At 63.3% G+C, this 26,250-nt stretch carries 30 protein-coding genes; 17 read left to right on the top strand and 13 right to left on the bottom strand.

What is annotated here, in order from left to right:
- Positions 1 to 25: 25 nt before the first annotated feature.
- Entirely contained in the window at positions 26 to 1,234 is a 1,209-nt protein-coding gene (locus tag IAE36_RS15135; protein WP_201213223.1) for a hypothetical protein, read from the top strand.
- Positions 1,235 to 1,253: 19 nt separating this feature from the next.
- Here IAE36_RS15135 and IAE36_RS15130 read toward each other — a convergent pair whose 3' ends face one another.
- From IAE36_RS15130 to IAE36_RS15120, 3 genes are all read right to left on the bottom strand, one after another.
- Positions 1,254 to 1,595, bottom strand: a complete 342-nt coding sequence (locus IAE36_RS15130) for a YgaP family membrane protein (protein WP_201213221.1) — start codon at positions 1,593 to 1,595, stop codon at positions 1,254 to 1,256.
- A gap of 95 nt (positions 1,596 to 1,690) precedes the next feature.
- On the bottom strand, positions 1,691 to 2,161 hold the full coding sequence (locus tag IAE36_RS15125) for an RNA methyltransferase (protein WP_028635417.1): 471 nt from the start codon (positions 2,159 to 2,161) through the stop codon (positions 1,691 to 1,693).
- Between the two features lie 66 nt (positions 2,162 to 2,227).
- Positions 2,228 to 2,596 carry a YajD family HNH nuclease gene (locus tag IAE36_RS15120; protein WP_028635418.1) on the bottom strand — a complete coding sequence of 123 codons (369 nt, stop codon included), beginning with the start codon at positions 2,594 to 2,596 and terminating at the stop codon, positions 2,228 to 2,230.
- 132 nt (positions 2,597 to 2,728) lie between these two features.
- Here IAE36_RS15120 and IAE36_RS15115 point away from each other — a divergent pair, with 132 nt between their 5' ends.
- Entirely contained in the window at positions 2,729 to 3,007 is a 279-nt protein-coding gene (locus IAE36_RS15115) for a hypothetical protein (protein WP_028635419.1), read from the top strand.
- Positions 3,008 to 3,029: 22 nt separating this feature from the next.
- Here IAE36_RS15115 and IAE36_RS15110 read toward each other — a convergent pair whose 3' ends face one another.
- Positions 3,030 to 5,069 carry a S9 family peptidase gene (locus IAE36_RS15110; protein ID WP_201213219.1) on the bottom strand — a complete coding sequence of 680 codons (2,040 nt, stop codon included), beginning with the start codon at positions 5,067 to 5,069 and terminating at the stop codon, positions 3,030 to 3,032.
- Between the two features lie 91 nt (positions 5,070 to 5,160).
- Between IAE36_RS15110 and IAE36_RS15105 the strand changes: the two genes are divergently transcribed.
- From IAE36_RS15105 to IAE36_RS15080, 6 genes are read left to right on the top strand one after another with little or no spacing between them, the layout of a single operon-like run.
- Positions 5,161 to 5,655 carry an MFS transporter gene (locus tag IAE36_RS15105; RefSeq protein WP_201213217.1) on the top strand — a complete coding sequence of 165 codons (495 nt, stop codon included), beginning with the start codon at positions 5,161 to 5,163 and terminating at the stop codon, positions 5,653 to 5,655.
- Positions 5,656 to 5,669: 14 nt separating this feature from the next.
- Positions 5,670 to 6,443, top strand: coding sequence for a class II glutamine amidotransferase (locus IAE36_RS15100; protein ID WP_201213215.1), 774 nt, complete (start codon positions 5,670 to 5,672; stop codon positions 6,441 to 6,443).
- Positions 6,444 to 6,452: 9 nt separating this feature from the next.
- Positions 6,453 to 6,974, top strand: a complete 522-nt coding sequence (locus tag IAE36_RS15095; RefSeq protein WP_201213213.1) for a DUF2937 family protein — start codon at positions 6,453 to 6,455, stop codon at positions 6,972 to 6,974.
- A gap of 24 nt (positions 6,975 to 6,998) precedes the next feature.
- Positions 6,999 to 7,742, top strand: a complete 744-nt coding sequence (locus IAE36_RS15090) for a 5-oxoprolinase subunit PxpA (RefSeq protein ID WP_201213211.1) — start codon at positions 6,999 to 7,001, stop codon at positions 7,740 to 7,742.
- Positions 7,739 to 8,425: a 5-oxoprolinase subunit PxpB gene (gene pxpB / locus IAE36_RS15085; RefSeq protein WP_201213210.1), complete on the top strand. Its 687-nt coding sequence runs from the start codon at positions 7,739 to 7,741 to the stop codon at positions 8,423 to 8,425. The genes IAE36_RS15090 and pxpB overlap by 4 nt, the downstream gene beginning before the upstream one ends.
- Positions 8,422 to 9,339, top strand: a complete 918-nt coding sequence (locus tag IAE36_RS15080) for a biotin-dependent carboxyltransferase family protein (protein WP_201213209.1) — start codon at positions 8,422 to 8,424, stop codon at positions 9,337 to 9,339. The genes pxpB and IAE36_RS15080 overlap by 4 nt, the downstream gene beginning before the upstream one ends.
- Before the next feature lie 164 nt (positions 9,340 to 9,503).
- Here IAE36_RS15080 and IAE36_RS15075 read toward each other — a convergent pair whose 3' ends face one another.
- The 3 genes from IAE36_RS15075 to IAE36_RS15065 all read right to left on the bottom strand — a co-directional run bounded on the left by IAE36_RS15075 (position 9,504) and on the right by IAE36_RS15065 (position 12,754).
- Positions 9,504 to 10,682, bottom strand: a complete 1,179-nt coding sequence (locus IAE36_RS15075; RefSeq protein WP_201213208.1) for a vWA domain-containing protein — start codon at positions 10,680 to 10,682, stop codon at positions 9,504 to 9,506.
- A gap of 12 nt (positions 10,683 to 10,694) precedes the next feature.
- Positions 10,695 to 11,540: an AAA family ATPase gene (locus IAE36_RS15070; protein WP_028635428.1), complete on the bottom strand. Its 846-nt coding sequence runs from the start codon at positions 11,538 to 11,540 to the stop codon at positions 10,695 to 10,697.
- Positions 11,541 to 11,680: 140 nt separating this feature from the next.
- Positions 11,681 to 12,754: a DUF748 domain-containing protein gene (locus tag IAE36_RS15065; protein WP_201213207.1), complete on the bottom strand. Its 1,074-nt coding sequence runs from the start codon at positions 12,752 to 12,754 to the stop codon at positions 11,681 to 11,683.
- Between the two features lie 132 nt (positions 12,755 to 12,886).
- On the opposite strand from IAE36_RS15065, the gene cysK reads away from it, so the two are divergent.
- Both cysK and IAE36_RS15055 read left to right on the top strand, forming a co-directional pair.
- Positions 12,887 to 13,861, top strand: a complete 975-nt coding sequence (cysK, locus tag IAE36_RS15060; RefSeq protein ID WP_201213206.1) for a cysteine synthase A — start codon at positions 12,887 to 12,889, stop codon at positions 13,859 to 13,861.
- A gap of 171 nt (positions 13,862 to 14,032) precedes the next feature.
- Entirely contained in the window at positions 14,033 to 14,968 is a 936-nt protein-coding gene (locus IAE36_RS15055) for an aspartyl/asparaginyl beta-hydroxylase domain-containing protein (protein WP_201213205.1), read from the top strand.
- A 48-nt stretch (positions 14,969 to 15,016) separates the two neighbouring features.
- Here the strand turns inward: IAE36_RS15055 and IAE36_RS15050 are convergent, their stop codons facing one another.
- Both IAE36_RS15050 and IAE36_RS15045 read right to left on the bottom strand, forming a co-directional pair.
- On the bottom strand, positions 15,017 to 15,475 hold the full coding sequence (locus IAE36_RS15050) for a DUF4265 domain-containing protein (protein WP_201213204.1): 459 nt from the start codon (positions 15,473 to 15,475) through the stop codon (positions 15,017 to 15,019).
- The gene (locus tag IAE36_RS15045) at positions 15,472 to 16,347 is read right to left on the bottom strand and encodes a DMT family transporter (RefSeq protein WP_060481352.1); all 876 of its coding nucleotides are present in this window, start codon (positions 16,345 to 16,347) and stop codon (positions 15,472 to 15,474) included. Before IAE36_RS15045 ends, IAE36_RS15050 begins: the two co-directional genes overlap by 4 nt.
- A 168-nt stretch (positions 16,348 to 16,515) precedes the next feature.
- Here IAE36_RS15045 and aceK point away from each other — a divergent pair, with 168 nt between their 5' ends.
- Positions 16,516 to 18,225 (top strand): bifunctional isocitrate dehydrogenase kinase/phosphatase, encoded by a 1,710-nt coding sequence (gene aceK, locus IAE36_RS15040; RefSeq protein WP_201213203.1) that lies wholly within the window; start codon positions 16,516 to 16,518, stop codon positions 18,223 to 18,225.
- 14 nt (positions 18,226 to 18,239) lie between these two features.
- Here aceK and IAE36_RS15035 read toward each other — a convergent pair whose 3' ends face one another.
- Positions 18,240 to 19,100 carry a DUF6279 family lipoprotein gene (locus tag IAE36_RS15035; RefSeq protein ID WP_201213201.1) on the bottom strand — a complete coding sequence of 287 codons (861 nt, stop codon included), beginning with the start codon at positions 19,098 to 19,100 and terminating at the stop codon, positions 18,240 to 18,242.
- A 164-nt stretch (positions 19,101 to 19,264) separates the two neighbouring features.
- Between IAE36_RS15035 and IAE36_RS15030 the strand changes: the two genes are divergently transcribed.
- Positions 19,265 to 20,101, top strand: a complete 837-nt coding sequence (locus tag IAE36_RS15030) for a CvfB family protein (protein ID WP_201213200.1) — start codon at positions 19,265 to 19,267, stop codon at positions 20,099 to 20,101.
- Here IAE36_RS15030 and IAE36_RS15025 read toward each other — a convergent pair whose 3' ends face one another.
- The gene (locus IAE36_RS15025) at positions 20,102 to 20,482 is read right to left on the bottom strand and encodes a hypothetical protein (RefSeq protein ID WP_028635437.1); all 381 of its coding nucleotides are present in this window, start codon (positions 20,480 to 20,482) and stop codon (positions 20,102 to 20,104) included.
- A 204-nt stretch (positions 20,483 to 20,686) separates the two neighbouring features.
- On the opposite strand from IAE36_RS15025, the gene IAE36_RS15020 reads away from it, so the two are divergent.
- The gene (locus IAE36_RS15020) at positions 20,687 to 20,875 is read left to right on the top strand and encodes a CsbD family protein (RefSeq protein ID WP_201213199.1); all 189 of its coding nucleotides are present in this window, start codon (positions 20,687 to 20,689) and stop codon (positions 20,873 to 20,875) included.
- Positions 20,876 to 21,032: 157 nt separating this feature from the next.
- Positions 21,033 to 21,992, top strand: a complete 960-nt coding sequence (locus tag IAE36_RS15015; protein WP_028635439.1) for a YihY/virulence factor BrkB family protein — start codon at positions 21,033 to 21,035, stop codon at positions 21,990 to 21,992.
- On the opposite strand, the gene IAE36_RS15010 is transcribed toward IAE36_RS15015, so the two are convergent.
- Complete coding sequence (locus IAE36_RS15010) at positions 21,967 to 22,368, bottom strand: GNAT family N-acetyltransferase (RefSeq protein ID WP_268933128.1); 402 nt, start codon at positions 22,366 to 22,368, stop codon at positions 21,967 to 21,969. The two genes, IAE36_RS15015 and IAE36_RS15010, sit on opposite strands and share 26 nt — an antisense overlap.
- Before the next feature lie 295 nt (positions 22,369 to 22,663).
- On the opposite strand from IAE36_RS15010, the gene IAE36_RS15005 reads away from it, so the two are divergent.
- A complete protein-coding gene (locus tag IAE36_RS15005) occupies positions 22,664 to 22,921 on the top strand; it encodes a DUF2790 domain-containing protein (RefSeq protein ID WP_201213197.1) in 258 nt (85 codons plus the stop codon).
- Positions 22,922 to 23,051: 130 nt separating this feature from the next.
- The gene (locus IAE36_RS15000; protein ID WP_201213196.1) at positions 23,052 to 23,693 is read left to right on the top strand and encodes a LysE family translocator; all 642 of its coding nucleotides are present in this window, start codon (positions 23,052 to 23,054) and stop codon (positions 23,691 to 23,693) included.
- 51 nt (positions 23,694 to 23,744) lie between these two features.
- Here IAE36_RS15000 and IAE36_RS14995 read toward each other — a convergent pair whose 3' ends face one another.
- The gene (locus IAE36_RS14995) at positions 23,745 to 24,215 is read right to left on the bottom strand and encodes a MaoC family dehydratase (RefSeq protein WP_201213195.1); all 471 of its coding nucleotides are present in this window, start codon (positions 24,213 to 24,215) and stop codon (positions 23,745 to 23,747) included.
- Between the two features lie 292 nt (positions 24,216 to 24,507).
- Between IAE36_RS14995 and fadD2 the strand changes: the two genes are divergently transcribed.
- Positions 24,508 to 26,196: a long-chain-fatty-acid--CoA ligase FadD2 gene (gene fadD2 / locus IAE36_RS14990; protein ID WP_201213193.1), complete on the top strand. Its 1,689-nt coding sequence runs from the start codon at positions 24,508 to 24,510 to the stop codon at positions 26,194 to 26,196.
- The last annotated feature ends 54 nt before the right edge of the window (positions 26,197 to 26,250 follow it).

Below are 26,250 nucleotides of genomic sequence, written 5' to 3'. Positions count from 1 at the left end.
GCGGCGGGGGACAAGGAGTTGTGTTATGCGTTGCCACCCGTTGTTGCTGTTGGGCCTGCTGGCCGCCTCACCCGCCTGGGCGAAAAAGGTCGACCTGGACTACCAGGTACGCTTGATGCCCGCCAGCGGCCAGGCCGAAGTTCGCGTCACCTTGGCTGACGGCAGTGCTGTGCGCAGCCTGGACTTCGACCTGGGCAAGCTCGGCGCGTACAGCGGTTTCCAGGCCGACGGCCAGTGGCAGCTGCGTGGCCAGCACGGTGTGTGGCAACCGGCCTCCGGCAAGACCAGCCTCAGCTACCGCGTGCAATTGGACCAGAAGCACAGTAACGGCGCCTATGGCACCAGGATCACCCCGCACTGGGCGCTGTTCCAGGGCGATCAGCTGATTCCACCTGCGCATCTCGACCAGCAGGACGGCACCGAACTGGTCGCGCGGCTCACCTTCGACCTCCCCGAGGGCTGGAAAAGCGTCGAAACCGCCTGGCCGCGTATCGGCAAGGACAAGTTCCGTATCGACGACAGCTCGCGGCTGTTCGACCGCCCGACAGGCTGGATACTGGCCGGCGACCTAGGCAGCCGCCGCGCCCGCCTGGGCGACACCGATGTGACCGTGGCAGCGCCCGTGGGGCAGGGTATGCGGCGCATGGACAGCCTGACCTTGCTCACCTTTGTATGGCCACAGCTGCAGGCGACGTTCCCGCGCAACCCACCCAAACTGTTGGTGGTCGGTGCCCGGGACGGCATGTGGCGCGGGGCAATGGCGGCCCATGGCTCGCTGTACCTGCACAGCGGCAGGCCAATGGTCAGCGAGAACGGCAGCAGCCCATTGTTGCGCGAGGTCGTGCAGCTGTTTACCCAGATTCGCGCACGCGACGGCAGTGACTGGCTGGTGGAGAGCCTGACGGATTACTACGCCAGCGAACTGCTGCGCCGGTCTGGTGGCATGAGCGACGACCGTTATCAGGCCTGGCAGGCGCGGCTCAGCAAGCAGGGCGCCAAGGTCACCACACTCAAGGGTGACCAGGCCAGCCCCGCCCAGGTAGCGCGGGGCGTGATGTTGCTGCAGGCCCTGGACAAGGAAATCCGCATCCACACCCAGGCCAAGCGTTCTCTCGATGACGTGGCGCGCGGTTTGATGCGCCTGCCAAGCGTCAGCACGGAGGAGTTCGTGAAGATCAGCGAGAACGTGCTGGGGCGCAGCTCCGACGTGTTACAGAGCAAAGCCTTGCGTTAAAGGCTCCACGCCCTACGCATCAGGCATCAGCCACAGGGTCCTTGCCGGTCACCGTAACGCCTTCAGTAGCCGCTTTGGCGCTGTCTTTCAAGGCCTCCAGCTCGGCACCGCTGCGTTGCAGGTCTGTACGCAGCCGGTTGTACTCCTGGCGGTTGCGCTGCAGCCAGGCCTTTGTGGCGCAGTGGCCGCTCAGACCCCGGGCCAGCGCCAGGCCGCCCACAGCTACCTTCAGCAGCCCAAGCACACCGCCCTGACGCAGCCCCCGGGTGACCATCAGCGCCCCACCCGCCAGCGAGCTGACGCGCTCGATGCCGTGAACGTTCTGGTCCTTTGATGGCGCAATAGCATGGTTATCAAGCATGGCAAGCCCTCCTTGTGAAGTGTATGCAGCTGACCCGCCTGCCCTTGGCGTCGTTCAGTCGGGTTGCCGGGCAGCCTCGCCAGCGGCACGTGCACCTACTTGAACTTGGGCCCCGAGCGGGTATTGAGCCCTTTGGCCAGGCGGTCATACAGCACCACGTTCACGGTCGCCGCCAGGTTCATGCAGCCTTCGGTAGGGATGTAGATGGTTTCTTCGCACCATGCACGTACCTCGGCACTGAGGCTGCCGTCTTCGGGGCCGAAGATGTAGAGTGCGCGGTCTGGGTGGGTGTATTCGGGCAGCGGGCGGGCGCCCTCCACCAGTTCTACCGCCACAGGCGTGCAGCCTAGCGGAATGATGCGTTGCAGGTCGTCGATGCCGATCAGCGGGATGTCGTAGTGCACACGCTTGGTGTCGGTGACGAAGTCACGGGCGCGCTCGTAGCGCTTGCCGGTATAGAACACCGAGTTGACCCCGTAGCAGCCTGCTGCGCGCATGACCGAGCCAACGTTTTCGGCCGACTTGGGGTTGAACAGGCCAATGCAACTGTATCGTTTGTTAGCCACGTACCGGGGCCCTTCGCAAAAAAGCGCGATTATACGGGCTGCCCGGCCGTAGCGGGGGCTCGATGGTCAGTCCTTCTTCAGCAGGCCTGCCAGGCCGGCGAACGGGTTGTGGGTGGCCTTGGCGATGCTGGGGGTGCTGGTGGAGCCTTCGCTGAAGTATTGCTGGTCGGTGTAGCGCGAATGTTCGTTGTCGTGGCAGTACAGGCACAGCAGTTCCCAGTTGGAGCCGTCCTGCGGGTTGTTGTCGTGGTTGTGGTCGCGGTGGTGCACCGTCAGCTCGCTCAGGCGCTTGCCGGCGAATTCCCGGGCGCAGCGGCCGCACACGTGGGGGTACATCCTCAGGGCCTTGTCGCGGTAGCCCATTTCCTTGTCGCGCTTGGCATCGGCCAGAATACGGTCCAGGCGCGCAGTGGCGGCGGAAGTGGAGGAGGTCATGGTGTTTCCTTCGTTCTTATCAGGCAGGTGACGGTTATGCCATCGAGTCTAGCGCGCTTGCAGGGCTGACGGACAGGCACAAACCGCAATATCAGCGTAGCCTGTAGGAAGTTTCTAGACAGGAGGTTGCTGATGCTCGCTGCGATCCTCGCCATGACGATGCTGGCAGGCGTGCCGTTGGCCGAAGCCGCCAGCACACCGCCCAGGTTGAGCACGCCGGTGCCCGGCGCACCCGGCACGCCAACCCCAACGCCCTACCCGCAGATCACCCCAAGCAGCCCGCCCAAGGCCTACGACCCTGAACCAGGGGCGCCGCTGCTGCCGCCGATGCCCGTGCCCGGGCCGCCGAAGGACCAGCCACTGCCAGGTTTGCGCCAGGAGGCAGACAAACCCGTGACGCCCGGCAAGTGATCACAGCGCCGGCAGGTGCCGGCTACACCCCCAGCTCACCCAGCACGAACGCATATTCCAGTGCCACGTCCTTCAGCCCCTGGTAGCGCCCGCTCATACCGCCGTGGCCAGCGCCCATCTCGGTCTTGAGCAGCAGCAGGTGGCTGTCGGTCTTGCAGGTACGCAGGCGCGCCACCCATTTGGCGGCCTCCCAATATTGCACGCGGCTGTCGTTGTAGCCGGCCACCACCAGCATGGCGGGGTAGGCTTGTGCCTTCACGTTCTCGTAGGGGGCATAGGCCTTGATCCGCTCGTACACCTGCGGCTCCTGCGGGTTGCCCCATTCATCGTACTCGGTCACCGTCAGCGGCAGCTCGGGGTCGAGCATGGTGTTGAGCACGTCGACGAACGGCACCTCGGCAATGGCGCAACGCACCAGGTCGGGGCGCAGGTTCAGCACAGCACCGATCAACAGGCCACCCGCACTGCCGCCACTGATGGCCAGCCGGTCGCTGGCCGTCACGCCTTCGCCAATCAGGTGTTCGGCGCAGGCAATGAAGTCACTGAAGGTGTTGTGCTTGTGCGCCTGCTTGCCGGCGCGGTACCAGGCCTCACCCAGTTCACCGCCGCCGCGCACGTGGGCAATGGCAAAGGCCACGCCGCGCTCGAGCAGGCTCAGCCGCGCGTGGGAAAACCACGGGTCCAGGCTCTCGCCGTAGGCGCCATAGCCATAGAGGTACAGCGGTACCGTGCGGCCCAGGTCCTGACGGCGACGCACCAGGCTGATCGGCACCCGGGTACCGTCCGCTGCGGTGGCCCACAGCCGTTCGCTGACATAGTCGTCAGCATCGAAGGGGCCCAGTACCGGGGTTTGCTTGAGCACCACCTGGGCACCGTCGGCCAGTTCCAGCTGGCGCACCTGGGCCGGGCGGTTGAGTGCTTCGTAGCGCAAGCGCAGGCGCGGGCTGGCGAATTCCAGGCTGTCCTGCACGTACAGGCTATAGGCAGCGTCAGGCAACTGCACCCGGTAGGCAGGCAGGCCCTGAGGGCGTACTTCGATGATGGGCAAGCCACCCTCGCGCAGGCTCAGGGTGAGCGCCTCGGCATTCAGGCTCAGCCCCTCCAGCATGATGTCGTCACGGTGCGCGACCAGTTGCTGCCAGGCGTCACGGCCAGGCACTGGCGTAGACGGGGCGTGGTACAGGGCGAAGTTGATGCCGTCCTGGTTGGTACGGATGAACCAGCGCCACTCACCGTCCAGCTGGCCGTGGTCGGGGAAGTATTCGTGGCCTTCCTCGCGTGATGCCAGGCAGGTGAACGGCTGCTGCGGGGCATCGGCATCCAGCACCCAGGCTTCGCTGGTGGTCTTGCTGCCCAGCAGCAGCACCAGCTGGCGTTCGGAACTGGTGCGGTAGCAATGCAGGAAGAACCGCCCGTCTGGCTCTTCGAACACCGTGTGCGCAGCATCGCTACCCAGCGTGTGGCGGCGCAGGCGCCAGGGGCGATGGGTGTCGTCAAGCTCGGCGAAGAACAGCGTCTGGCTGTCGTTGGCCCAGGTCAGGCTGCCGTCGCACTCTTCGAAGGGCAGGGTGGTAAGCGCGCCGGTGGCGAGGTCCTTCACGTAGAGGGTGTAGATTTCGTCGCCGCTGGTATCCAGGCTGTAGGCCAGCAGGCGGTGGTCCGGGCTGACATTGAAGGCGCCCAGCGACAGGAAGCCACCGCCTGCCAGGGCGTTGGGGTCGAGCAGCAGTTGCTCCTGGGCCTGGTCGACGGTGTTGGAGTCGTCGGCAGGGCGCGGGCAGCGGTAGTGGCGTGGGTATTCATCCCCCGCCGTGGTGCGGGTGTAGTACAGGTACGGCCCCCATGGAGTGGGCAGCGACAGGTCGGTTTCCTGGATGCGGCCCTTTATTTCTTCGAACAGCTGCTCGCGCAGGGGTGCCTGGTCTGCCAGGCAGGCTTGCTGGTAGTCGTTTTCGGCGTGCAGGTAGGCGAGCACTTCAGGGGTGTCGCGCTGTTGCAGCCAGGCGTACGGGTCGGCGGCATGGTCGGCGCGGGCGATGGGCGGCTGTGGCTTGCTGGGCATTGGGGATCTCTTGGCCGAAACAGGGAGACGCTGTCTGCGCCCGGAAAAGTGTTTATCATAGGCATCTATTTGCCTGGCTTGCACCCACACCATGATCGAGAACGACTACACCCTTGCCTGGGGCCTGTACGCAGTGGCGGCCCTGGGTTGCCTGCTGGTGGGCTTCAAGCTCACCGCCTGGATGTGGCGCTGGCTGCGCGAGCCGCTGCTGGTAGTACTGGCCGTGTTGCTGTTCACCCCGACCGTGGTCGACCCGGTGAAGGACAACTTCGCCCCGGCCATCGCCATCACCGCCCTGGACGTCGCCTTCAAGGTCGGCAACAACGCCTGGCGGGCGGTGTCGGACTTCGCCATGTACGGGCTCATCGCCTTTATCCTGTATGGCGTCTTCGTGCTGCTGCGCTGGCCGCTGGAAAAACGCGCCCGTGAGCGGCGCCTGCGCGCAGAAGCGGCTGCCCAGCGCGAGGCGGCCGAAGAAGAGCAGCTTGCTGCGCAGGCACCGTTGGCTGCGGAGCGCCACGACCGTTACCGCGACCCCGCGCCAGCCGCCCCCCAGGGCGGTGGCCGGGTCGAGCCCCGTTTGTAAGCGGAGACATAGCCATGTGCGAACTGCTGGGCATGAGTGCCAACGTTCCCACCGATATCGTATTCAGCTTCACCGGCCTGATGCAGCGCGGTGGGCGTACTGGCCCGCACCGTGACGGCTGGGGCATTGGCTTCTATGAAGGGCGTGGCCTGCGCCTGTTCCAGGACCCGGCCGCCAGCAGCGAGTCGGAGGTGGCCAACCTGGTACAGCGCTACCCGATCAAGAGCGAGGTGGTGATCGGCCATATTCGCCAGGCCAACGTGGGCAAGGTCTGCCTGGCCAATACCCACCCCTTCGTGCGGGAAATGTGGGGCCGCAGCTGGTGCTTTGCGCACAACGGTCAGCTGGGTGATTTCAAGGGTGGCAATGGCTTCTATCGGCCGGTGGGCGACACCGACAGCGAAGCGGCCTTCTGCGACTTGCTCAACCGCGTGCGCAGCGCCTTCCCCGACCCCGTGCCGGTTGAACAGCTGTTGCCGGTGCTGGTCGAAGCCTGTGCCGGTTACCGAAGCCTGGGGGTGTTCAACTGCATGCTCAGTGACGGGGACTGGCTGTTCTGTTTCTGCTCCACCAAGCTGGTGCACATCACCCGTCGGGCCCCCTTTGGTGCGGCGCGGTTGAAGGATGTCGACCTGATTGTTGATTTCCATACCCAAACCACCCCCAACGACGTGGTCACGGTGATCGCCACCGAGGCCTTGACCGAGAACGAGACCTGGAACCGTTACGAGCCAGGTCAATGGGCCCTGTGGCGGCACGGAGAGTGCACCGCGCACGGCCAAAGCTAAGGACGCTGCATGTTCAGAAGTTACCTGCGGTTGCTGCTGTTCACCTTCGGCCTGCTGGTCGGTATCCAGGTCCCGGGGCTGGTCAAGGACTATAGCCAGCGTGTCGAGGCGCACCTGTTCGAATCCCGCGAGGCGCTGGACGGCTTCCGCCAGACAGCCGAGCGCTTCTTCAATGGCGACCTCCAAGCCCTGCTGCGGCACTACCGCAGCAGCGACGACCCGGTGTTCAGCAGCGATGCCAACAGCATCGAAAGTCTGATGATCCGCAACCAGTTGCTGGAAACCGAATGGCAGGCCCTGCAAGGGTCATGGGCGCAGCGCACCTGGCATGTGCTGGTGCAGGCCGACCCGCAGCTGCGCGAAGAAACCCTCAATGGCTACACCTACCAGATCGTGTTGGTCCCTGAGGCGATCGGCTGGGGCGTGGGGGGCGGGTTCGTGCTCGCATTCCTGGTGGAAAGCGTGTTGCTGGGCATAGGCTGGTTGATAGTGGGTGGGCGCCGCCGGGTGGTGAAGGAGAGTTGGCGCTGACGGTCAAGTATCGGGAGGCTTCACATGCTGCTCAATTGTGACATGGGTGAGAGTTTCGGCAACTGGCGCATGGGCCTGGATGCCGGGGTGATGCCTTACATCGATTGCGCCAACATCGCCTGCGGCTACCACGCTGGCGACCCTGGCACCATGCGCCGCACCGTGGCACTGGCGCTGGAGCATGGGGTGAGCATCGGCGCCCACCCGGCCTACCCGGACCTGGTCGGCTTTGGCCGCCGCTCCATGGCCTGCAGCCCGGAAGAAATCCGCGACCTGCTGCACTACCAGATCGGCGCGCTGGGCGGCATCTGCAAGGTGCAGGGCGGGCGTGTGGCCTATGTGAAGCCCCACGGCGCGCTGTACAACGACATGATGGCCGACCCGCTTGTTCTGCGTACCGTGCTGGAAGCTGTGGCGGCCTACAGCGGCGACCTGCCGCTGGTGCTGATGGCCACCGCCGACAATCGCCCCGCCCAGGCCTTGGGTGATGAGCTCGGCGTGCCATTGTGGTTCGAGGCATTCGCCGACCGCGGCTATACGGCCAGCGGCCATCTGGTGTCGCGCCGCTTGCCCGGTGCTGTGCACCACGACCCGGTGCGGGTGGTGGAGCAAGCGGTTAGCCTGGCCCGGGGCGACACGCTGGTAGCGAACGATGGCAGCACCCTGTGCCTGGAGGCCACCACGCTCTGCGTGCACGGCGACAACGACAGTTCGGTGGCAGCGGTGCGGCAGATACGTCAGGCCCTCGATGCGCTGGGGGCTCGGTGACGCCGCGCATCGAGGTCGTCGCCATCGACACCCTGATGGTGCGGCTGTTCCAGCGTATCGACGAGGCCAACATGCCGTGGATGCTAGCCGCCAGCCAGCGCCTGAGTATGGCATTTGGCGCGCACCTGTTGGACCTCGTGCCTTCCTACACCACCTTGATGGTGCAGTTCGCCTTGCCACCCAGCGAGGCGAGGGCGTTGATCGCCCAGGCGCTGGAAGGCCTGCAGCCAGACGCCGGGAGTGGTGGCCGCCGGCATGAAATTCCGGTGTGGTACCACGCCAGTGTCGGCCCAGAACTCCCCGTGCTGGCAGCCCGCAGCGGTTTGAGCGAGGCCGAGGTGGTTCGCGTGCACAGCGAACGTGATTACCCTGTGTTCGCCCTGGGCTTTGCCCCCGGCTTTGGCTTCATGGGCCTGGTGGACGAACGCCTGGCCAGCCCGCGCCTGAGCACCCCGCGCAAGCAGGTGGCGGCGGGTAGCGTGGGCATTGCTGAGCGCCAGACGGCGGCGTACCCGGCGGTATCGCCAGGTGGCTGGAACCTGATCGGGCGTACCCCGGTGCGGTTGTTCGACCGCGAGCGTGAAGGCTTCAGTCTGCTGCAACCCGGTGACCGCGTGCGTTTCGTGCCGGTTTCGCGCAGCCAGTTCCTGGCGTTGGGCGGCGATGACGAGGCGCAGCCATGAATCATTTGCAGATCCTGGCCAGCACGCCACTGTGCCAGTTGCAAGACGCCGGGCGCTTCGGGGTACGTCACCTGGGCGTGACCCAGGGCGGCGCGCTGGATTGGGTGGCCCTGTACTGGGCCAACTGGCTGCTGGGCAATGCGCTCGGCGCGCCGGTGGTCGAGGTGGCGTTGGGTGGCTTCTGCGTCGAGGCCCGGCAGGATTGCGTACTGGCCCTGGCCGGCGCGCACCTGCACGCCTGCATCGATGATGAGCCCCTGCAGCCTTGGCGCAGCTTCAGGCTGGCCAAGGGGCAGCGTCTCAGCTTCCAACACCCCGGGAACGGTGTGCGGGCCTATCTGGCAGCCCCAGGCGGTTTTCACGGCACGCCGGTGCTGGGCAGTTGTGCCACCGTGGTGCGTGAGGGGCTGGGGGGTGTGGACGGGCAGGGTGCTGCACTGGTGAAAGGCCAGTGCCTGATGTTTGCCGGTACTGTCGCCCCGCTGCGCGAGGTGCCGCTGGCGCAGCGCCCACCCGTTGCACAAAACCCCGTGCTGGATATGGTGATAGGCGCGCAAATTGGCGATTTCAGTGGTACCAGCTTGTTCGAGGCATTCAACCGGGAGTGGACGCTGGACAGCCGGGCCGACCGCATGGGCATTCGCCTGTTAGGCCCGCAACTGGTCTATCAGGGCGCGCCGATGATTTCCGAAGGCATACCGCTGGGTGCGGTGCAGGTGCCGCCGGATGGCCAGCCGATCGTGTTGCTCAATGACCGGCAGACCATTGGTGGGTATCCGCGGCTGGGCGCGCTGACACCCCTTGCGCTGGCCCAGCTGGCGCAGTGCATGCCAGGGGCGGGCGTGCGGTTCAGGCCGGTGGTACAGGATGAGGCCTGGCGTGAGCAGCAGCGTTACCTGGGCCGTTGGTTGTAAGGCTTGTGGCCCTATCGCGAGCTTTGCTCGCTCCTACGGTTATTGCAGCGTAATTGGCCCAAAAAATGTAGGAGCGAGCGCAGCTCGCGATGCGCCGCGCGGCGGCGCTCGATCTCATAAGCGTAAACCGTGTTGCAGCGAACACATGCCACAAGCCCCAACGCTCACTTCGACAAATACCGCATCCCGTCTTCCAGCCCCTGCAAGGTCAGCGGGTACATCTTGTCTTCGATCAAGTCCCGTACTAGGTGGGTGGACGCGGTGTAGTCCCAGGCCTGCCTGGGGTACGGGTTGATCCAGATGATCTTCCTGAATTTCTCCATGAAGCGCTGCATCCACACATAGCCGGCCTCTTCATTCCAGTGTTCCACGCTACCGCCGGGCTGAGTGATTTCATAAGGCGCCATGGCGGCGTCCCCCACGAACACCACCTTGTAGTCATCGCCGTACTTGTGCAGCAGATCAAAGGTTGAATACCGCTCCGAGGTGCGGCGCAGGTTATTCTTCCACACCGACTCGTAGACGAAATTGTGGAAGTAGTAGTACTCCAGGTGCTTGAACTCGGTCTTGCACGCCGAGAACAGCTCCTCGCACACTTTGACGTGGGCATCCATCGACCCACCGATGTCGAACAGCAACAGCAGCTTCACCGTGTTGCGCCGCTCCGGGCGCATCTGGATGTTCAGCAGGCCGGCATCGCGGGCGGTGTGGTCGATGGTGCCGTCGATATCCAGCTCTTCTGCAGCACCTTCCCGGGCGAACTTGCGCAGCCGCCGCAGGGCCAGCTTGATGTTGCGGGTACCCAGTTCCACCTGGTCGTCCAGGTTGCGGTACTCGCGCTGGTCCCACACCTTCACGGCCTTGCCCTGGCGCTTGCCGGCATCGCCCACGCGGATCCCTTCGGGGTTGTAGCCACCCGAGCCGAACGGGCTGGTGCCACCAGTGCCGATCCACTTGTTGCCGCCGGCGTGGCGCTCCTTTTGCTCTTCAAGGCGCTGCTTGAACGCTTCGATCAGCTTGTCCAGGCCACCCAGCGACTGGATTTGCGCGCGTTCCTCGTCGCTCAGCGAACGCTCGAATTCCTTGCGCAGCCAATCTTCGGGGATCAGCGCCTCGATGTGCCTGTCGAGGTTCTCAAGGCCGTTGAAGTAGGCGGCGAAGGCGCGGTCGAACTTGTCGAAGTGGCGCTCGTCCTTCACCAGAATGGCGCGGGCCAGGTAGTAGAATTCGTCCATGTCGGCGAACACCACGTGCCGCTGCAGGGCCTGGTGCAGGTCGAGCAGTTCGCGTACCGACACGGGCACCTTGGCCGCGCGCATTTCATTGAACAGGTTGAGCAGCATGGCCCGGCTCCGTCAGCGGTTGCCGCGCCGGCTCATGAAGGCCAGGCGCTCCAGCAGTTGCACGTCCTGCTCGTTCTTGACCAGCGCACCGGCCAGCGGCGGAATGGCCTTGGTGGGGTCGCGCTCGCGCAATACGGCTTCGCCGATGTTGTCAGCCATCAGCAGCTTGAGCCAGTCCACCAGTTCGGAGGTGGACGGCTTCTTTTTCAGGCCTGGCACCTTGCGCACGTCGAAGAACACATCCAGCGCTTCGCTGACCAGCGACTGGCTGATGTTGGGGTAGTGCACATCGACGATCTGCTGCAGGGTGCTGCGGTCGGGGAAGGCGATGTAATGGAAGAAGCAGCGACGCAGAAAGGCGTCAGGCAGTTCTTTTTCGTTGTTCGAGGTAATGATGATGATCGGCCGCTGCGTGGCCTTGATCGTCTCATCCGTCTCGTAGACGTAGAACTCCATCTTGTCGAGTTCTTGCAGCAGGTCGTTGGGGAACTCGATGTCGGCCTTGTCGATTTCATCGATCAGCAGAATGACCCGCTCCTGGGCCTCGAACGCCTCCCACAGCTTGCCCTTCTTCAGGTAATTGCGCACATCGTGGACCTTGTCCACGCCCAGTTGCGAGTCGCGCAGGCGGCTGACCGCATCATACTCGTACAGGCCCTGTTGGGCCTTGGTGGTGGACTTGATGTGCCAGGTAATCAAGCGCGCACCGAATGAAGCCGCCAGTTGCTCGGCGAGCATGGTCTTGCCGGTGCCCGGCTCGCCCTTGACCAGCAGCGGGCGTTCGAGGGTAATCGCCGCGTTCACGGCCAGTTTCAGGTCGTCAGTGGCGACGTAATCGCGGGTGCCTTCGAACTTCATGGGGTTGTCCTCTGCGGGTGGCCGGCCCTGTGTTGGTACCGGCAACACCAATATTTGATTAGCCCTCGACTATAACGCGGGGCTACCCGGCTGCAAATGCACACCCGGTATTCAGCCCTTGAATGCCCAGTCACGGGCGCTCAGTCGGTATCCGGAGCGCCACGTTCGTATCGCGCGTTGAATGCCTGGACAAAGCCGTTGCGCAGAATCTGCAGAAACGCCTCGAACGCGCTGATGTCTTGTTTGCGCACGCTGCCGCTCAACTCCACGCGGGTGGCGAACTGGTTCTTGGGTTGGTTTTTCAGCACGGTCTGCGTGGCACCGACCAGCGCTTCCCATACCGAGCGCAGCACCCCTTTGTCCTTGTTCTGCACGTCTTGTTGCCAGTCGAACACCTCCACATCGCGCAGCAGCGGCTTGATGTACCCGCTCAGCCGGCCATTGGTGGCCTGGGCCTCGATCACTACGTCACCGCGCCCGGCCTTGAAGTCGAACTTGCCGTAGGCACTGGCGAAGTCATTGAGCTTGCGCAGCTCGATGCCGGTAGCCCGCAGGCGGAATTCGAAATCGTCAAAGTCGCTGAAGGGGTCGAACGTGGCGCGGCTTTCCACCTTGGCATCCCCTGCAATCAGCGCCGTGGCCTGGAAGCTGGCATCTCGCCGACCGGCTTCGTCGCGAATATTGGTGAGGTTGCGCACGCTGGCCTGCAGGTCTGTGGCCTTGAGGGTGACCGGGGGGTTGGAGTTGAAATTGCGGAAGGTCAGCACACCGTCGTTGATGCGTACTTCGTTGAGGGTGATCGGCAGCAGCTTTTCCAGCTGCTGGCGCCAGTCGGTGCCCTGGCCGGTCTGGGAGTTCTGCTTGTTGCCGCCGTCGACGAAGTTCAGTTCGGGGCGCACGAACGCCACTTCCGCCACCACCGCATGGTCGTACCACAGGGCATGCCAGCTTACCGACAGGTCGATGACCGGGGCATTTAGCAGCGGCACCGGCACCTTGCCGGTGGTCTTGACGATCTGCAGCCCGTTGATGGTGTAAGCACCGCGCCACCAGGCCAGGTCCACGTCGGTCACCTGGCCGCGGTAGTCGCCCATGTCGGCAAGTTTCTGGTTTAGGTAATCGCGCACCAGATAGGGCAGGGCAATGTGCAGGGCCACCAGCAGCACGATGAAGCTGGCAAGGCCAATCAGCGGCCAGCGATAACGGGCTCTCATGGCGGTGTCTCCAGGGCGGGATGTGCGGTTGACCGCAGCCTGCGCAGGGGAGTTCGAACAGGCTTTACGGGCTGCCGGCACCGGCTTACCCTTGAAGCCTTTCTGTGCCTATTCATGCCAAGGACCCCTGCCATGAGCCGTATCTACGCAGACAACGCCCATTCCATCGGCAACACGCCGCTGGTGCAGATCAACCGCATCGCCCCGCGCGGCGTGACCATCCTGGCCAAGATCGAAGGGCGCAACCCGGGTTACTCGGTCAAGTGCCGCATCGGCGCCAACATGGTCTGGGACGCTGAAAGCAGCGGCAAGCTCAAGCCCGGCATGACTATCGTCGAACCCACCTCCGGCAATACCGGCATTGGCCTTGCCTTTGTCGCCGCCGCCCGTGGCTACAAACTGATGCTGACCATGCCCGCGTCCATGAGCCTGGAGCGGCGCAAGGTGCTCAAGGCGCTGGGCGCGGAGCTGGTGCTGACAGAACCTACAAAAGGCATGAAGGGCGCCATCGAGAAAGCCAACGAAATCGTGGCTTCGGACCCGGCGCAGTACTTCTTGCCAGGGCAGTTCGAAAACCCCGCCAACCCGGCCATCCATGAAAAGACCACCGGCCCGGAAATCTGGAACGACACCGACGGCGCCGTGGATGTGATCGTCGCCGGCGTGGGCACGGGCGGCACCATCACCGGTGTGTCGCGCTACATCAAGCACACCCAGGGCAAGGCCATCACTTCTGTAGCCGTCGAGCCTGTGTCGTCACCCTTGATCACCCAGACGCTGGCGGGTGAAGCGCTGACCCCAACGCCGCACAAGATCCAGGGTATCGGCGCAGGTTTCGTGCCGAAGAACCTCGACCTGTCCATCGTCGACCAGGTGATGACGGTGTCTGACGAGGAAGCCAAGGCCATGGCCATTCGTCTGATGCAGGAGGAGGGTATCTTGTGTGGTATCTCCTGCGGCGCCGCCATGGCTGCCGCGGTGCGGCTGGCGGAAAAACCCGAAATGCAGGGCAAGACCCTGGTGGTGATCCTGCCTGACTCCGGCGAGCGGTACCTGTCCAGCATGCTGTTCAGCGATATGTTCAGCGAGCAGGAAAACCAGCAGTAAGGCCGCCTGGCGCTGACCCGGCGCAACACTTTCTCGCGGGCTTCATTGCACAATCTTCATGAGCGAGATCCCGCCCAGGTTGTTTTTACCTCGGCGGGATCGGTTTATGATGGCGGGATGATTTTAAGGAGGGCGGCCGCCCGGGCCGGTCCCTTCCCCTAGGAGTGATGCATGACCTTATCCTTTGCAGCCAAGGCAGGTGTCTTGCTGGTGTTCTTCGGCAGCGTGCTGTACGTGCACCTGCGAGGCAAGGCGCGCCTGCCGGTGCTGCGCCAGTTCGTCAACCATTCAGCGCTGTTCGCACCCTACAACAGCCTGATGTATCTGTTTTCCGGTGTGCCATCCAAGCCGTACCTGGACCGCCAGCGCTTCCCGGAACTGGACGTGCTCAAGGACAACTGGCAGGAAATCCGCGAGGAGGCGATGCGCCTGTTCGACGAGGGTTACATCCGCGCCGCCGAAAAGGACAACGACGCCGGCTTCGGCTCGTTCTTCAAGAAAGGCTGGAAGCGCTTCTACCTGAAGTGGTACGACAAGCCGTTGCCTTCGGCCGAGGCCCTGTGCCCACGCACCGTGGAGCTGGTCAGCAGCATCCCCAACGTCAAGGGCGCCATGTTCGCCCTGTTGCCAGGTGGCAGCCACCTCAACCCGCACCGCGACCCGTTTGCCGGCTCGCTGCGCTACCACCTGGGGCTGTCCACGCCCAACTCCGATGCCTGCCGCATCTACGTCGATGGCGAACCTTATGCCTGGCGTGATGGCCAGGACGTCATGTTCGATGAAACCTACGTGCACTGGGTCAAGAACGAAACCGACATCACCCGGGTGATCCTGTTCTGCGACATCGAACGCCCGCTCAGCAGCCCGCTGATGGTGCGTATCAACCGCAAGGTCAGTGCTTTCCTGGGCCGTGCCACGGCGCCGCAAAACACCGATGAAGAGCGCGTGGGCGGGATCAACCAGGCCTACGCCTGGAGCAAGCGCTTCAGCAACCGCATCAGCACCCGTGTGAAGCAGTTCAAACGCGCCAACCCCAAGGCCTACCGCATTCTGCGGCCGGTACTGGCGGTGGTGGTGGCCTACCTGTTGTACCGCTGGTTGTTCTAAGCCCTCGCGCAGCCGGCCCAGGCCATACCTGATGGCCAGGGCCGGCGGTCAGCGCAAATCGTCAGGGATGCGATGGCGCAGTACGCCTTCTTCGAAATCGAGCACGCCGGCTTCGCGCTGGGTCACCAGGTAGTACAGCAGGGTATCGGGCACCTGCTCCGGCAATACGTGCACCGCCAGCATCCTCACGGCCTTCTCCGCCTCGGACACGCAACCGAACTCCACCAGTGCGGCCTGCACCTGCTGCAGGGTTTCCGGCGGCCTCACAATTACCCGGAACACCGAGCCACCGCCACTGTGCAGTACGCCCTCGAACCAGGCATCTGGCCCTTCCTCGCGGGCGGCGACCAGGTCGCCCGGTGCGACGCCATAGACATGAAAAGGGATGCTGTCGACCCGGTAGCCACCCTGCTCTGGCCGTGCCCACAGCCCTTCCACCGAGGCCGGTGGGTAGCCGCTCTCGTCCTGTGCCAGGCGGAACAGCACCTTGCGGTAGCCGCTGCTCATCGGCGGGCCGGGCGCAGCACCAGCCACAGCGCCGCGCCGATCAGCAGGCCGCCGTACAGGTGCGCCATGGACAGCGGCTCATCCAGTAGCCATGCCCCCCACAGCACCCCGAACGCCGGGATCAGGAAGGTCACGGTGCTGGCCTTGACCGGGCCGATTTCCGCCAGCAGCCGGAAGTACAGGATGTAGGCGAAGGCGGTGCACAGCAGCCCCAGGCCCAGCAGCGACAGCCACACCTGCCAGCCGCCCCAACTGGCAGGTGGCTGGCTGAGCGCGCTCCAGGCGAATACAGGGCTGAGCAGCAGGGTGGCGCCGAGCATGCTGCCCAGCGCCGACAGGCGGCTGTCCAGGCCGCCGACCCAGCGCCGGGCCAGAAAACCGGCAAACCCATAGCAGGTGGTCGCCGCCAGGCAGGCCAGAGCACCTTGCAGCAGGGCCGCGTCCAGTGCCACCGGCCCGGCGCCACTTAAAATGGCGACGCCAAACAGGCCCAGGAAAATGCCGCACAGCTTGGCGAGGGTCATGGGCTCCTTGAAGAACAGCACGCCGATCAGTACACCCATCAACGGTGTCGTGGCATTGAAAATGGCTGAATAGCCGGCTGGCAGCACTTGAGCTGCGACCGAGTAGAAGGTTGCCGGGATGCCGGAGTTGATCATACCCAGCACCAGGCAAGCGCCCAGCTTGCCTTGGAAATCCCAGCGCACACCTGCAGCGGCCACAATCGCGATCAGCCCCAGGCAGGCGATGGACACGCGGAAAAACGCCGTGGGCACCGTGCCCAGTTCGGGCGCGATGATACGCATGAACAGGAAGCTCGCGCCCCACACGGCGGCAAGGGTTAGCAGGCGGGCTAGAGCGATGGGGCTCACGGCAGTCTCCGGGGGCGTGGCTGGGGGCGCGAGTGTACGCGAGGCAGCAGGGGGTTTCTTGTGCTTTCTTGCGTTGTAATCTTGCCAGCCACATTTGCAGGCAGGGGCCTCACACGCCAGGGCGAGCGGCTAAGCTGTGTATCTCCGCCCGCCACCGAGGTGCCCGGTATGCTCCATCCCTGGCCTGCAGCCGCCATTGCCCGCTTGATGCTCACCGGCTTCGACGGCTATCGCGAGCATTTCCAGCGCATCACCCTAGGCGCACGTGAGCGCTTCGAACAAGCCCGCTGGCAGGAGATCCAGCACACGGCCGCTGCGCGCATCAACCTCTACGAGGAGCAGGTCGCTGTGGCCAACCAGCGGCTGCGCGAGGGCTTTGCCGCGCAGGTGCTGCTGGACGTGGCCCAGTGGCCGCAGGTTAAAAGCGCCTATATCCAGCTGATTGCACAGCGGCTGGACGATGAACTGGCCGAAACCTGGTACAACTCGGTGTTCTGCAGCCTGTTCAGCCATGACCTGATCAGCGACCGTTGCATGTTCATCCACAGCACACGCCCAGCGTTGCGCCGGCGTGCCACACAAACCCGTACCTATCGCCCCGACGGCGGCCTCGCCGGGCTGTTGCAGGCCATCTTCGCCGACTACCGGTTCCACATCCCTTACGCCGACCTCGACGGCGACCTGCTGCGGCTGGAAGCGCAGCTTCGTGAATGCCTGCCCGATTGGGTGTGCCGCGACCCAGCGCTGGCGGTGGAGCTGTTCGTGCCGGTGCTGTACCGCAACAAGGGCGCTTACCTGGTCGGCCGGTTATACAACGGCGACGAACAATGGCCGCTGGTGATTGCCCTGGTGCACCGGGAGGGGCAGGGCATCGAGGCCGATGCCTTGATCACCGACGAGGCTGAAGTCTCGATCATCTTCTCCTTCACCCGCTCCTATTTCATGGCCGATGTGCCGGTGCCGGGTGAATTCGTGGGCTTTCTCAAACGCATTCTGCCGGGCAAGCATGTGGCCGAGCTGTATACCTCCATTGGTTTCTACAAGCAGGGCAAGTCCGAGTTCTACCGCGCCCTGATCAACCACTTGGCCAGCAGTGACGACCGCTTCGTCATGGCCCCCGGCGTGCGTGGCATGGTGATGAGCGTGTTTACCCTGCCGGGCTTCAATACCGTGTTCAAAGTCATCAAGGACCGTTTCTCGCCGTCAAAAACCGTCGACCGCGCCACGGTGATCGACAAGTACCGGTTGGTGAAGAGCATCGACCGGGTAGGGCGCCTGGCCGATACCCAGGCCTTTGCCGACTTCCGCTTCCCCGTGGCGAGGTTCGCGCCGCAGTGCCTGGCCGAGTTGCTTGAGGTGGCGCCCTCCACCGTGGTGCTTGAGGGCGATACGGTGCTGATCCGCCATTGCTGGACCGAACGGCGCATGACGCCGTTGAACCTGTACCTGGAACAGGCCAGCGAGGCCCAAGTGCTGGAGGTACTGGAGGATTACGGCCTGGCCATCAAGCAACTGGCGGCGGCGAACATCTTCCCTGGTGACATGCTGCTGAAGAACTTTGGTGTGACGCGTCATGGCCGGGTGGTGTTCTACGACTACGACGAGATCAGCTATCTGACGGAGGTCAACTTCCGCCATATTCCGCCGCCGCGCTACCCGGAAGACGAGCTGTCAGGCGAGCCGTGGTACTCCATTGGGCCCCATGATGTGTTCCCCGAGGAATTCCCGCCCTTTCTGTTTGCCGACCTGGGCCAGCGGCGCCTGTTCACCCGCCTGCATGGCGAGTTGTTCGATGCCAGCTATTGGCAAGGCCTGCAGGCGGCGATACGCGATGGCAAGGTGATCGACGTGTTCCCCTATCGGCGCAAGGCACGTTGAACGTAGCCTGGCCCTTAGTCCTTCAGGCATTTCAGCGTGCTGAAATCGGTGCGCACTTTTGCCAGCCGGGCCTGCAGCACCTGGCGCTGCTGCGGCGTGCTCTGCTGTAGCAGGTCTACCAATAGGCTGCGGGCCTGTTGTTCGGTGTTCTGGAAGGCCTGGCGGTATTCAGGCGTCCATAGGCTCTCCTTGCTCTGCAGCAGCGTGGCCATACGGGCCGGGAAACTGGCATCGTTGCGTTGGTCCACCGCCAACAGCAGCTGCTGCTGCCAGTGGGCGCGGTTGGCAATCCATTCGCGGTTCTGGTCCCCCAGCGCTTGCGACCAGGCGACCACGCGCTGCTTCTGGCCGGGGCTCAGTTCACCCAGCCAGGGCTTCAGGCGTTTCTGCATACGTTCGGCCCGCTCGGCAATTTGCTGGGGCAGGGGAGTGTCTACGTATTCCTTGCGGCGCTCGGCGATGTCATCACGAAAAGCCTCGCGCATCTCTGCTACTTGCGCATCGCTCATGCCGCGCAGCAGTTCAGTGGCGGAGGGGGTAATTTCGGCTGCCACCCGGCCAATCGCCTCGCGGGCCTCATGGGTACGCTGCTGCAAGGCCTGGTCGGTGACCTGATTGTTGGCCACCATGTCGCGCAGCCGGTCGAGCCAGTCGAGGTAGCCAGGCAGCTGGGTCTTGCAGTGCCACGCCAGGTGCTCCCTGAGCCGATCGTCGAGCAGGGTCTTCTGGTCACGGTTCATGTCCAGGTAGTCGCCCAGCGACCACGGCACCAGGCGGTCGAGGTTGCGGTAGGCCAGGTCGATCCGGCTGCAGGCGCCCAGGGCCAGAACCACCCCCAGCGTGACAAGCGCGGTCTTGAGCAGGCGAAGCGGCATAAGCTGTTCCTTGCAGTGGCGGCCAATCGGTAGACGCAGCAGGGTGGCGACGGTTCAACCGGGTCATCTGCCTGTAGCATGGGAGGCCGGTAACCGTCCGGAAGCTTTGACACCACCCGCTGTCTATCCGGAAAATAGCCCCCTTGACTTGAGGATGTACCGAAATGGCTCTGCTTGGGCGTTACAACAGTTTGCAAATTGTGAAACACGTGGACTTCGGGTTGTACCTGGACGGCGGCGCCGACGGGGAAATTCTGCTGCCGGGGCGCTACATCCCGAAAGGCGCAGAAACCGAGGTGGACGACTGGCTCAACGTGTTCATCTATCTGGACAGCGAAGACCAGCTGATCGCGACCACTGAAAAGCCCAAGGTGCAGGTGGGCGAGTTCGCCAGCCTCAAGGTCAAGGACATCAACGGTGCGGGTATCTTCCTGGACTGGGGTTTGTCCAAGGACCTGCTGATGCCGTACTCCGAGGAAGCCCGCCCGCTGAAGATCGGCGACTACTGCGTGGTGCACGTCTACCTCGACAAACGCACCCGGCGCATCACCGCCACCTCACGCCTGGACCGCTACCTGGACGTTGCGCCTCCAGACTACAAGCCTGGCCAGCCGGTGGAGTTGCTGGTTGCCGGTGAAACGCCCATGGGGTTCAAGGCAATCATCAACAACCGCCATTGGGGCCTGATCCACAAGAATGAGGTGTTCAAGTTCCTGCGCTCTGGCATGCACGAGAAAGGCTTCATCAAGGAAATACGTGCCGACGGCAAGATCTCCTTGAGCCTGCAGCCAGTGGGTGCGGCGCTGTCCGACGACCTGCAGGCGCAGATCATGGCCCGCCTGGAGGCCGAAGGTGGGGTGCTGGGCGTGTCTGACAAGAGCGACCCGGCGCTGATCAGCAAGCTGTTCAATGTCAGCAAGGGCAACTTCAAGAAAGCCATTGGTGGCCTGTTCAAGCAGGGCCGTATCGTCATCCATGACGACCGCATCGAGAAAGCCTGATCAGCCCTGCACGAAGCTGCGGAAATCCAGCTGCTCGCCGCCTGGGCGGGTGTCGCGCAGCAGTGAATCGCGGTCGGCGCTCAGGGCCAGGCTGATGGTGGAGCGGCGCTTGCCAGGGTTGCGCACCTCCATCTGCTCCTGATGCGCGCGCAGGAAGTTGACGGGCACTTTCAGGTGTTGCAGCTCGTCGCTTTCCGGGGTGTGCAGCAGCAGGTTGACCCAGTCTGGCTGGCCCTTGCGCAGCAGTGCCACCGGCACGTCGAACCACCACAGGTTGCGCTTGTGGTCGAGGATGGCGAACAGGGTGTTGGCGCTGGTCAGCACAGGCCGGGCCAGTGCATCGTTGCGCCGCGCGATGGCGGCGGGTTTGTCGAGTTTCATGCAGGTTCCTGCGGGTTGAAGCCTTCAAAGCCTGCATTGTGAGGGGTGGCACCGGGCGCGGCAAGGCTTGGCGCTGTGGTGTAGTGCAGGTGCGCTGCGCCTACCGCTTGGCATTGTGTGCAAAATTTCTTGAAACTCTTGCGCAAGCGGCCGAGTCCACCTTTTGTCGGCACGATACGCGTGTCACATCACAGGAGTTTTGCCATGAGCGGTACTGGAGATAAAGCGAAAGGCTTGGCCAACGAAGCAGTGGGCAATATCAAACAGGGCGTCGGCAAGGTGACCGGGAACGACAAGCTCCGGGCCGAAGGCAAGGCGCAGGAAATTAAGGGCGAGGGGCAACAGGTCAAAGGCGATGTGAAGGACGCTGTTAAAAAAGCCACCGACAAGTAATGCCCGATGCTTGGCCGCCTTCATGCCAGTGCGCGGAGGGCGGCAACAAGCTGGGTGAGTTTTTTGCATTTTTTGTAACACTGCCGGGAGCAGCGCGCTCAGCGCATGGTCTATTAGACTTAACAGTCACATCGATAGAGCGGCGAAAGGAGACGCTATGATTTTTTCCGCCCTGCAGGGCCTGCCCCTGCACCGCGTGTTGGTGCGCACCGTCAAGGAGTTCCTTGATGACGAAATGTCCACCTACGCCTCCGCGCTGGCTTATCAGGCGCTTTTCTCGTTATTCCCTTTCCTGCTGTTCCTGATCGCCCTCATCGGCTTCCTGCACCTGCCTGACTTTTTCTCGTGGCTGCGCTTGCAGTCCGAGCTGGTGCTGCCTCCGCAGGCACTGGAACAGGTCAACCCGGTGATCGACCAGTTGCAGCAGTCCAAGGGTGGCTTGCTGTCGGTGGGTATCGTGATTGCCCTGTGGACCGCCTCGGCCGGTGTGCGGCTGATGATGAGCGCCATGAACGCCGCCTATGACGTGCCCGAGGGGCGGCCGGTATGGAAGCGTATCCCGTTGTCGATCTTTTATACCGTTGGCTTGGCCGGCATGCTGCTGGCTGCGGCGGCGCTGATGGTACTGGGGCCGCAGGTGATGGAGTGGATCGCCTCGCAAATCGGTATGCAGGAGTTCATCGTTACGCTGTGGACCATTTTGCGCTGGCCGGTGATCGTCATTCTGCTGATGGTGGCAGTGGCGCTTATCTACTACGTGATGCCGGATGTGAAACAGAAGTTTCGCTTCATTACCCCAGGCTCGGTACTGGCGGTGGTGGTGTGGATCGTGGCCTCGTTGGGCTTTGCCTACTACGTGAAAACGTTCGCCGACTACAACGCCATGTACGGGAGCATCGGGGCAATCATCGTGCTGCTGCTCTACTTCTATATTTCAGCCGCCGTGCTGCTGCTTGGCGCTGAAATGAATGCGGTAATCGAGCACATGTCTGCCGAGGGCAAGGACCCTGGGGAGAAAGACTTCGACGGTGAGAAGTCGCAAGAGAACGTGAAAGTGCTGGGGCATGAGCACCCGGCGCCCACAGAGCCTGCTACTGCCCAGCCTCAACCACGCTGACAGCGTCGCCATACTGGCGGCGTTGCAACGCTACCAGCGCCTTGCTGCGCTGGTAGCGTTGCAGCCGGCTGGCCAGCGCCTGCGGCAGGTGCTCGGCGGGCCCAAAGCCAACATTTGCATAGAACGGCCGCAGTGTCGGGTGGCAGAACAGCCAGGCCGTACCATACGGTTGGCACAATGCTGCTTCGATCAGCGCACGTGCGATACCCGTACCCCGCCATTGTGGCGCCACGAACAGGCCAGTCAGCCACCAGCCACCCTCGATACAGGAAAGGCTTAGCCCCGCAACAATCTCTGGCGCCCTCGCCACCCACAGTTGACCCTCGCCAGAGGCACGCATGCGTGAGCCCTGCTGGCGGTAGAAATGGTCGAGCAGCCGGCGTTGCGTGTGGCAAAGCTGTGTGCAAGCAAGAGGCTGTGAAATAGCGCGCTCCTGGAAATGGCGGTGACGGATGGCGCGTACTTTGTCGCAGATTGTTGCAAATACGGCAAGGGTGAATATCCGACTGCGGGGTTCAACTATTACCTGGCAGGCGTAGAATTTCCTCATCCCCCCTGTAGTAAGAAGCGGGATCGGTACTTCGTGCCATCGGTAGCCCGATGGCAACTTCTCCGGGCCGGCGACGGCATCAGAAGTCAATCGATCAGCTTGAAACATGAAGGCATTCAACATGAAACCACTACTGATACTTGCGTTGGTCGGTATGTCCTCGTTCGCCCTCGCAGACCCTTCTGCGCCTGCTTCCAGTGAGCCGGTGGCGCAGCAGTACGACTACTCCATGAACCTCGACATCAAGCGTGTCATCAACCTGTCGACCATCCCCAACGTGTGCGAAGTGGTGCCTGCCACCATGACCTACGAAGACCATCAGGGCCAGGTGCACACCGTTCAATACCGTGCCATGGGCGGCGGCTGCCAGCAGGGCTGACGGCTCAGGCACCCGCCTTTGGCGTTAACGGGTGGGGCGGCAGTGCCCACTCCACCTGTTAGCGCTTCCCAGCTACTGCGCAGTCGTGGCAGGCTCTACGCCGCCCATTTACACCTTCGCAGAGCCCCTGATGCCTTTTTCCAATGGTTTTCTCCTCAGCCTGTCCCTGTGCCTGGACATCGGTATAGCCAACATCGCCATGATTACCCTGGCCATGCAGCGTGGCTTTCTGCAAGGGTTCTGGCTTGGCCTTGGCACGTGTGTGGGTGATTTGCTCTATGCCATCGCCGCGTTGGCAGGCATGACCGTGTTGCTGCAATTCGAAGCCGTGCGCTGGGCCTTGTGGCTGGGCGGTTCGGCGCTGCTGGTGTGGTTTGCCATCAAGATGGTGCTGGCTGCGTGGCGCGGCGGGCATATGCAGGCGAGCACCAACGTGGCCGTGGAGTCCGGTTGGCGCGAGTTTTTGCGCGGCATCTTCCTGGCGATGTCCTCACCCAGTGCCATCTTGTGGTTCGCGGCGGTAGGGGGCGTGCTGATATCCCGCTCTGGCGGCGGCAGCCTGGTGGACGCGGGGTTGTTTCTGGCAGGGTTCTTCGTGGCCGGGCTGGTGTGGTGCATGAGCCTCTGCGGCATTGCCAGCCACGGCGGGCGCCTGCTGGGTGATCGCCTGCTGACGTGGTCGTATGTGCTGTCTGCTCTGATCTTCTGTTATTTCGCTGTGTACGTGATCGTATCGGGTTACCAGGAATTCATCCTCGGGCGCGCAGCGTAAGCGTGCTTGCAGGGGCTGCGCAGGCAGCCCCGGCCATGCCGCAAGCCAAGTTCAGCTGGCAACGAAATTCGGTGGCGATACCAGTTCTACGGTCTGTTGCTTGCGCGGCGCCAGGATCTCGGCCTCGCCCTGAACGACCAGTTCGTCGTTCTGGTTGAACACGTTGGTGGCGATACGCACCTTGAACTTCGGCAGTTTTTCGAGAATCTCCAGGCGAACGGTAAGGGTGTCGCCGATTTTCACCGGTTTCTGGAAGCTCATCTGCTGCCCCAGGTAGATGGTGCCAGGGCCGGGCAGGGTGCAGGCCACTGCCGCGCTGATCAGCGCGCCGCTGAACATGCCGTGGGCGATGCGCTCGCGGAACATGCTCTTGGCGGCGAATTCGGCGTCCAGGTGCACCGGGTTGTGGTCGCCGGACATGGCGGCGAACAGCTGGATATCGCGCTCTTCCACAAACTTCTTGTATTCGGCCTTCTGGCCGACTTCTAGGGCTTCGTAAGGCGTGTTGCTGACCTGGGACATCGGGGCTTCCTTAAGCAGTACATGTCGGTGGTGGTCGCGCACGGGGCGTCGGCCAAGACGGGTGAGACGCTTGCCGGTGTCGACCGGATCACATTCGCGCCCAACACAGTGTATGCCCAGCGGGCCAGATTGCAGGAAGGGCACAAATAAGATTCACAATGTTAATGGCGGCATCAGGCGTGTGGGCCGCGCTGCGCTTACCTGCTAACGTCGAATCAACGCCTGGCCGCTACGCGCCCGGGCACCTGGATAAAAGGACGCAGTGCAGGTCCCGGCAGAGGAACAATAATAAATGCAAGCCGACTTCTGGAACGACAAACGCCCGGCGGGCGTGCCCTCCACCATCGATCTTCACGCCTACAGCTCCGTGGTCGAAGTATTCGAGCGCTCCTGCAAGCGCTTTGCCGATCGCCCCGCCTTCAGCAACCTGGGGGTGACGCTGACCTACGGTGACCTGGAGCGGTTATCGGCGGCATTCGCCACCTGGCTGCAGCAACACACCCGCCTGAAACCTGGCGACCGTATCGCTGTGCAGATGCCCAACGTGTTGCAGTACCCGATCGCCGTGTTCGGCGCCCTGCGCGCCGGGCTGATCGTGGTCAACACCAACCCGCTGTACACCGAACGGGAGATGCGCCACCAGTTCAAGGACAGCGGTGCCCGCGCGCTGGTGTACCTGAACATGTTTGGCCAGCGCGTTCAGGCGGTGTTGCCCGATACCGGTATTGAATACCTGATCGAGGCGAAGATGGGCGACCTGTTGCCTACGGCCAAGGGGTGGCTGGTCAATACCGTGGTGGACAAGGTGAAGAAGATGGTGCCGGCCTACCATCTGCCCCAGGCCCTGTCATTCAAACAGGCGCTGCGCCAAGGGCGCGGTGGTTCACCGAAGGCTGTGCCGCTTGGCCTTGACGACATCGCGGTGCTGCAGTACACAGGCGGTACCACGGGCCTGGCCAAGGGCGCCATGCTCACCCACGGCAACCTGGTTGCCAACATGCTGCAGGTACTGGCGTGTTTCTCACAGCATGGGCCAGATGGCCAGAAGCTGCTCAAGGACGGCGAGGAGGTGATGATCGCCCCTTTGCCGCTGTACCACATCTATGCGTTCACCGCGAACTGCATGTGCATGATGGTGACTGGCAACCACAACGTACTCATCACCAACCCACGGGATATTTCCGGTTTCATCAAGGAGTTGAGCAAGTGGCGGTTTTCCGCATTGCTGGGCCTCAACACCCTGTTCGTTGCCCTGATGGACCACCCCGGGTTCCGCCAACTGGACTTCTCGGCGCTGAAAGTCACCAACTCTGGCGGCACTGCCCTGGTCAAGGCCACGGCCGAGCGCTGGGAGCAACTGACCGGGTGTCGCATCGTCGAAGGCTACGGCCTTACTGAAACCTCCCCTGTAGCCAGTACCAACCCTTATGGTCAACTGGCGCGCCTGGGGACGGTGGGTATCCCGGTGGCAGGTACTGCATTCAAGGTCATCGACGACGAGGGCAACGAACTGCCGCTGGGTGAGCGGGGCGAGTTGTGCATCAAGGGGCCGCAAGTAATGAAAGGCTACTGGCAGCAGCCCGAAGCCACGGCCCAGGCGCTGGATGCCGATGGCTGGTTCAAGACGGGCGACATTGCCGTGATCGACCCGGACGGCTTTACCCGCATCGTCGACCGCAAGAAGGACATGATCATCGTCTCGGGCTTCAACGTGTACCCCAACGAGGTGGAGGATGTGGTCATGGCCCACCCACAGGTTGCCAGCTGCGCGGCCATCGGTGTGCCCGACGAGCGCTCCGGGGAGGCGGTCAAGCTGTTCGTGGTGCCCCGTGAGGGTGGCGTGAGCGTGGATGAGCTGAAGGCCTACTGCAAGGCTAACCTCACCGGTTACAAGGTGCCCAAGCACATTGTGCTGCGCGACGCGCTGCCGATGACGCCGGTTGGCAAGATCTTGCGCCGGGAACTGCGCGACGCCGGCTGAGCCGCAGGCATGCGGCAGGTTAGGGCGGCTTGGATGCTCTAGGCTGCCGCATAC

The organism is Pseudomonas sp. S36 (assembly GCF_016647875.1).
In the GTDB taxonomy this organism is placed as follows: domain Bacteria; phylum Pseudomonadota; class Gammaproteobacteria; order Pseudomonadales; family Pseudomonadaceae; genus Aquipseudomonas; species Aquipseudomonas parafulva.
This window is presented reverse-complemented; position numbering and strand designations above follow the sequence as displayed.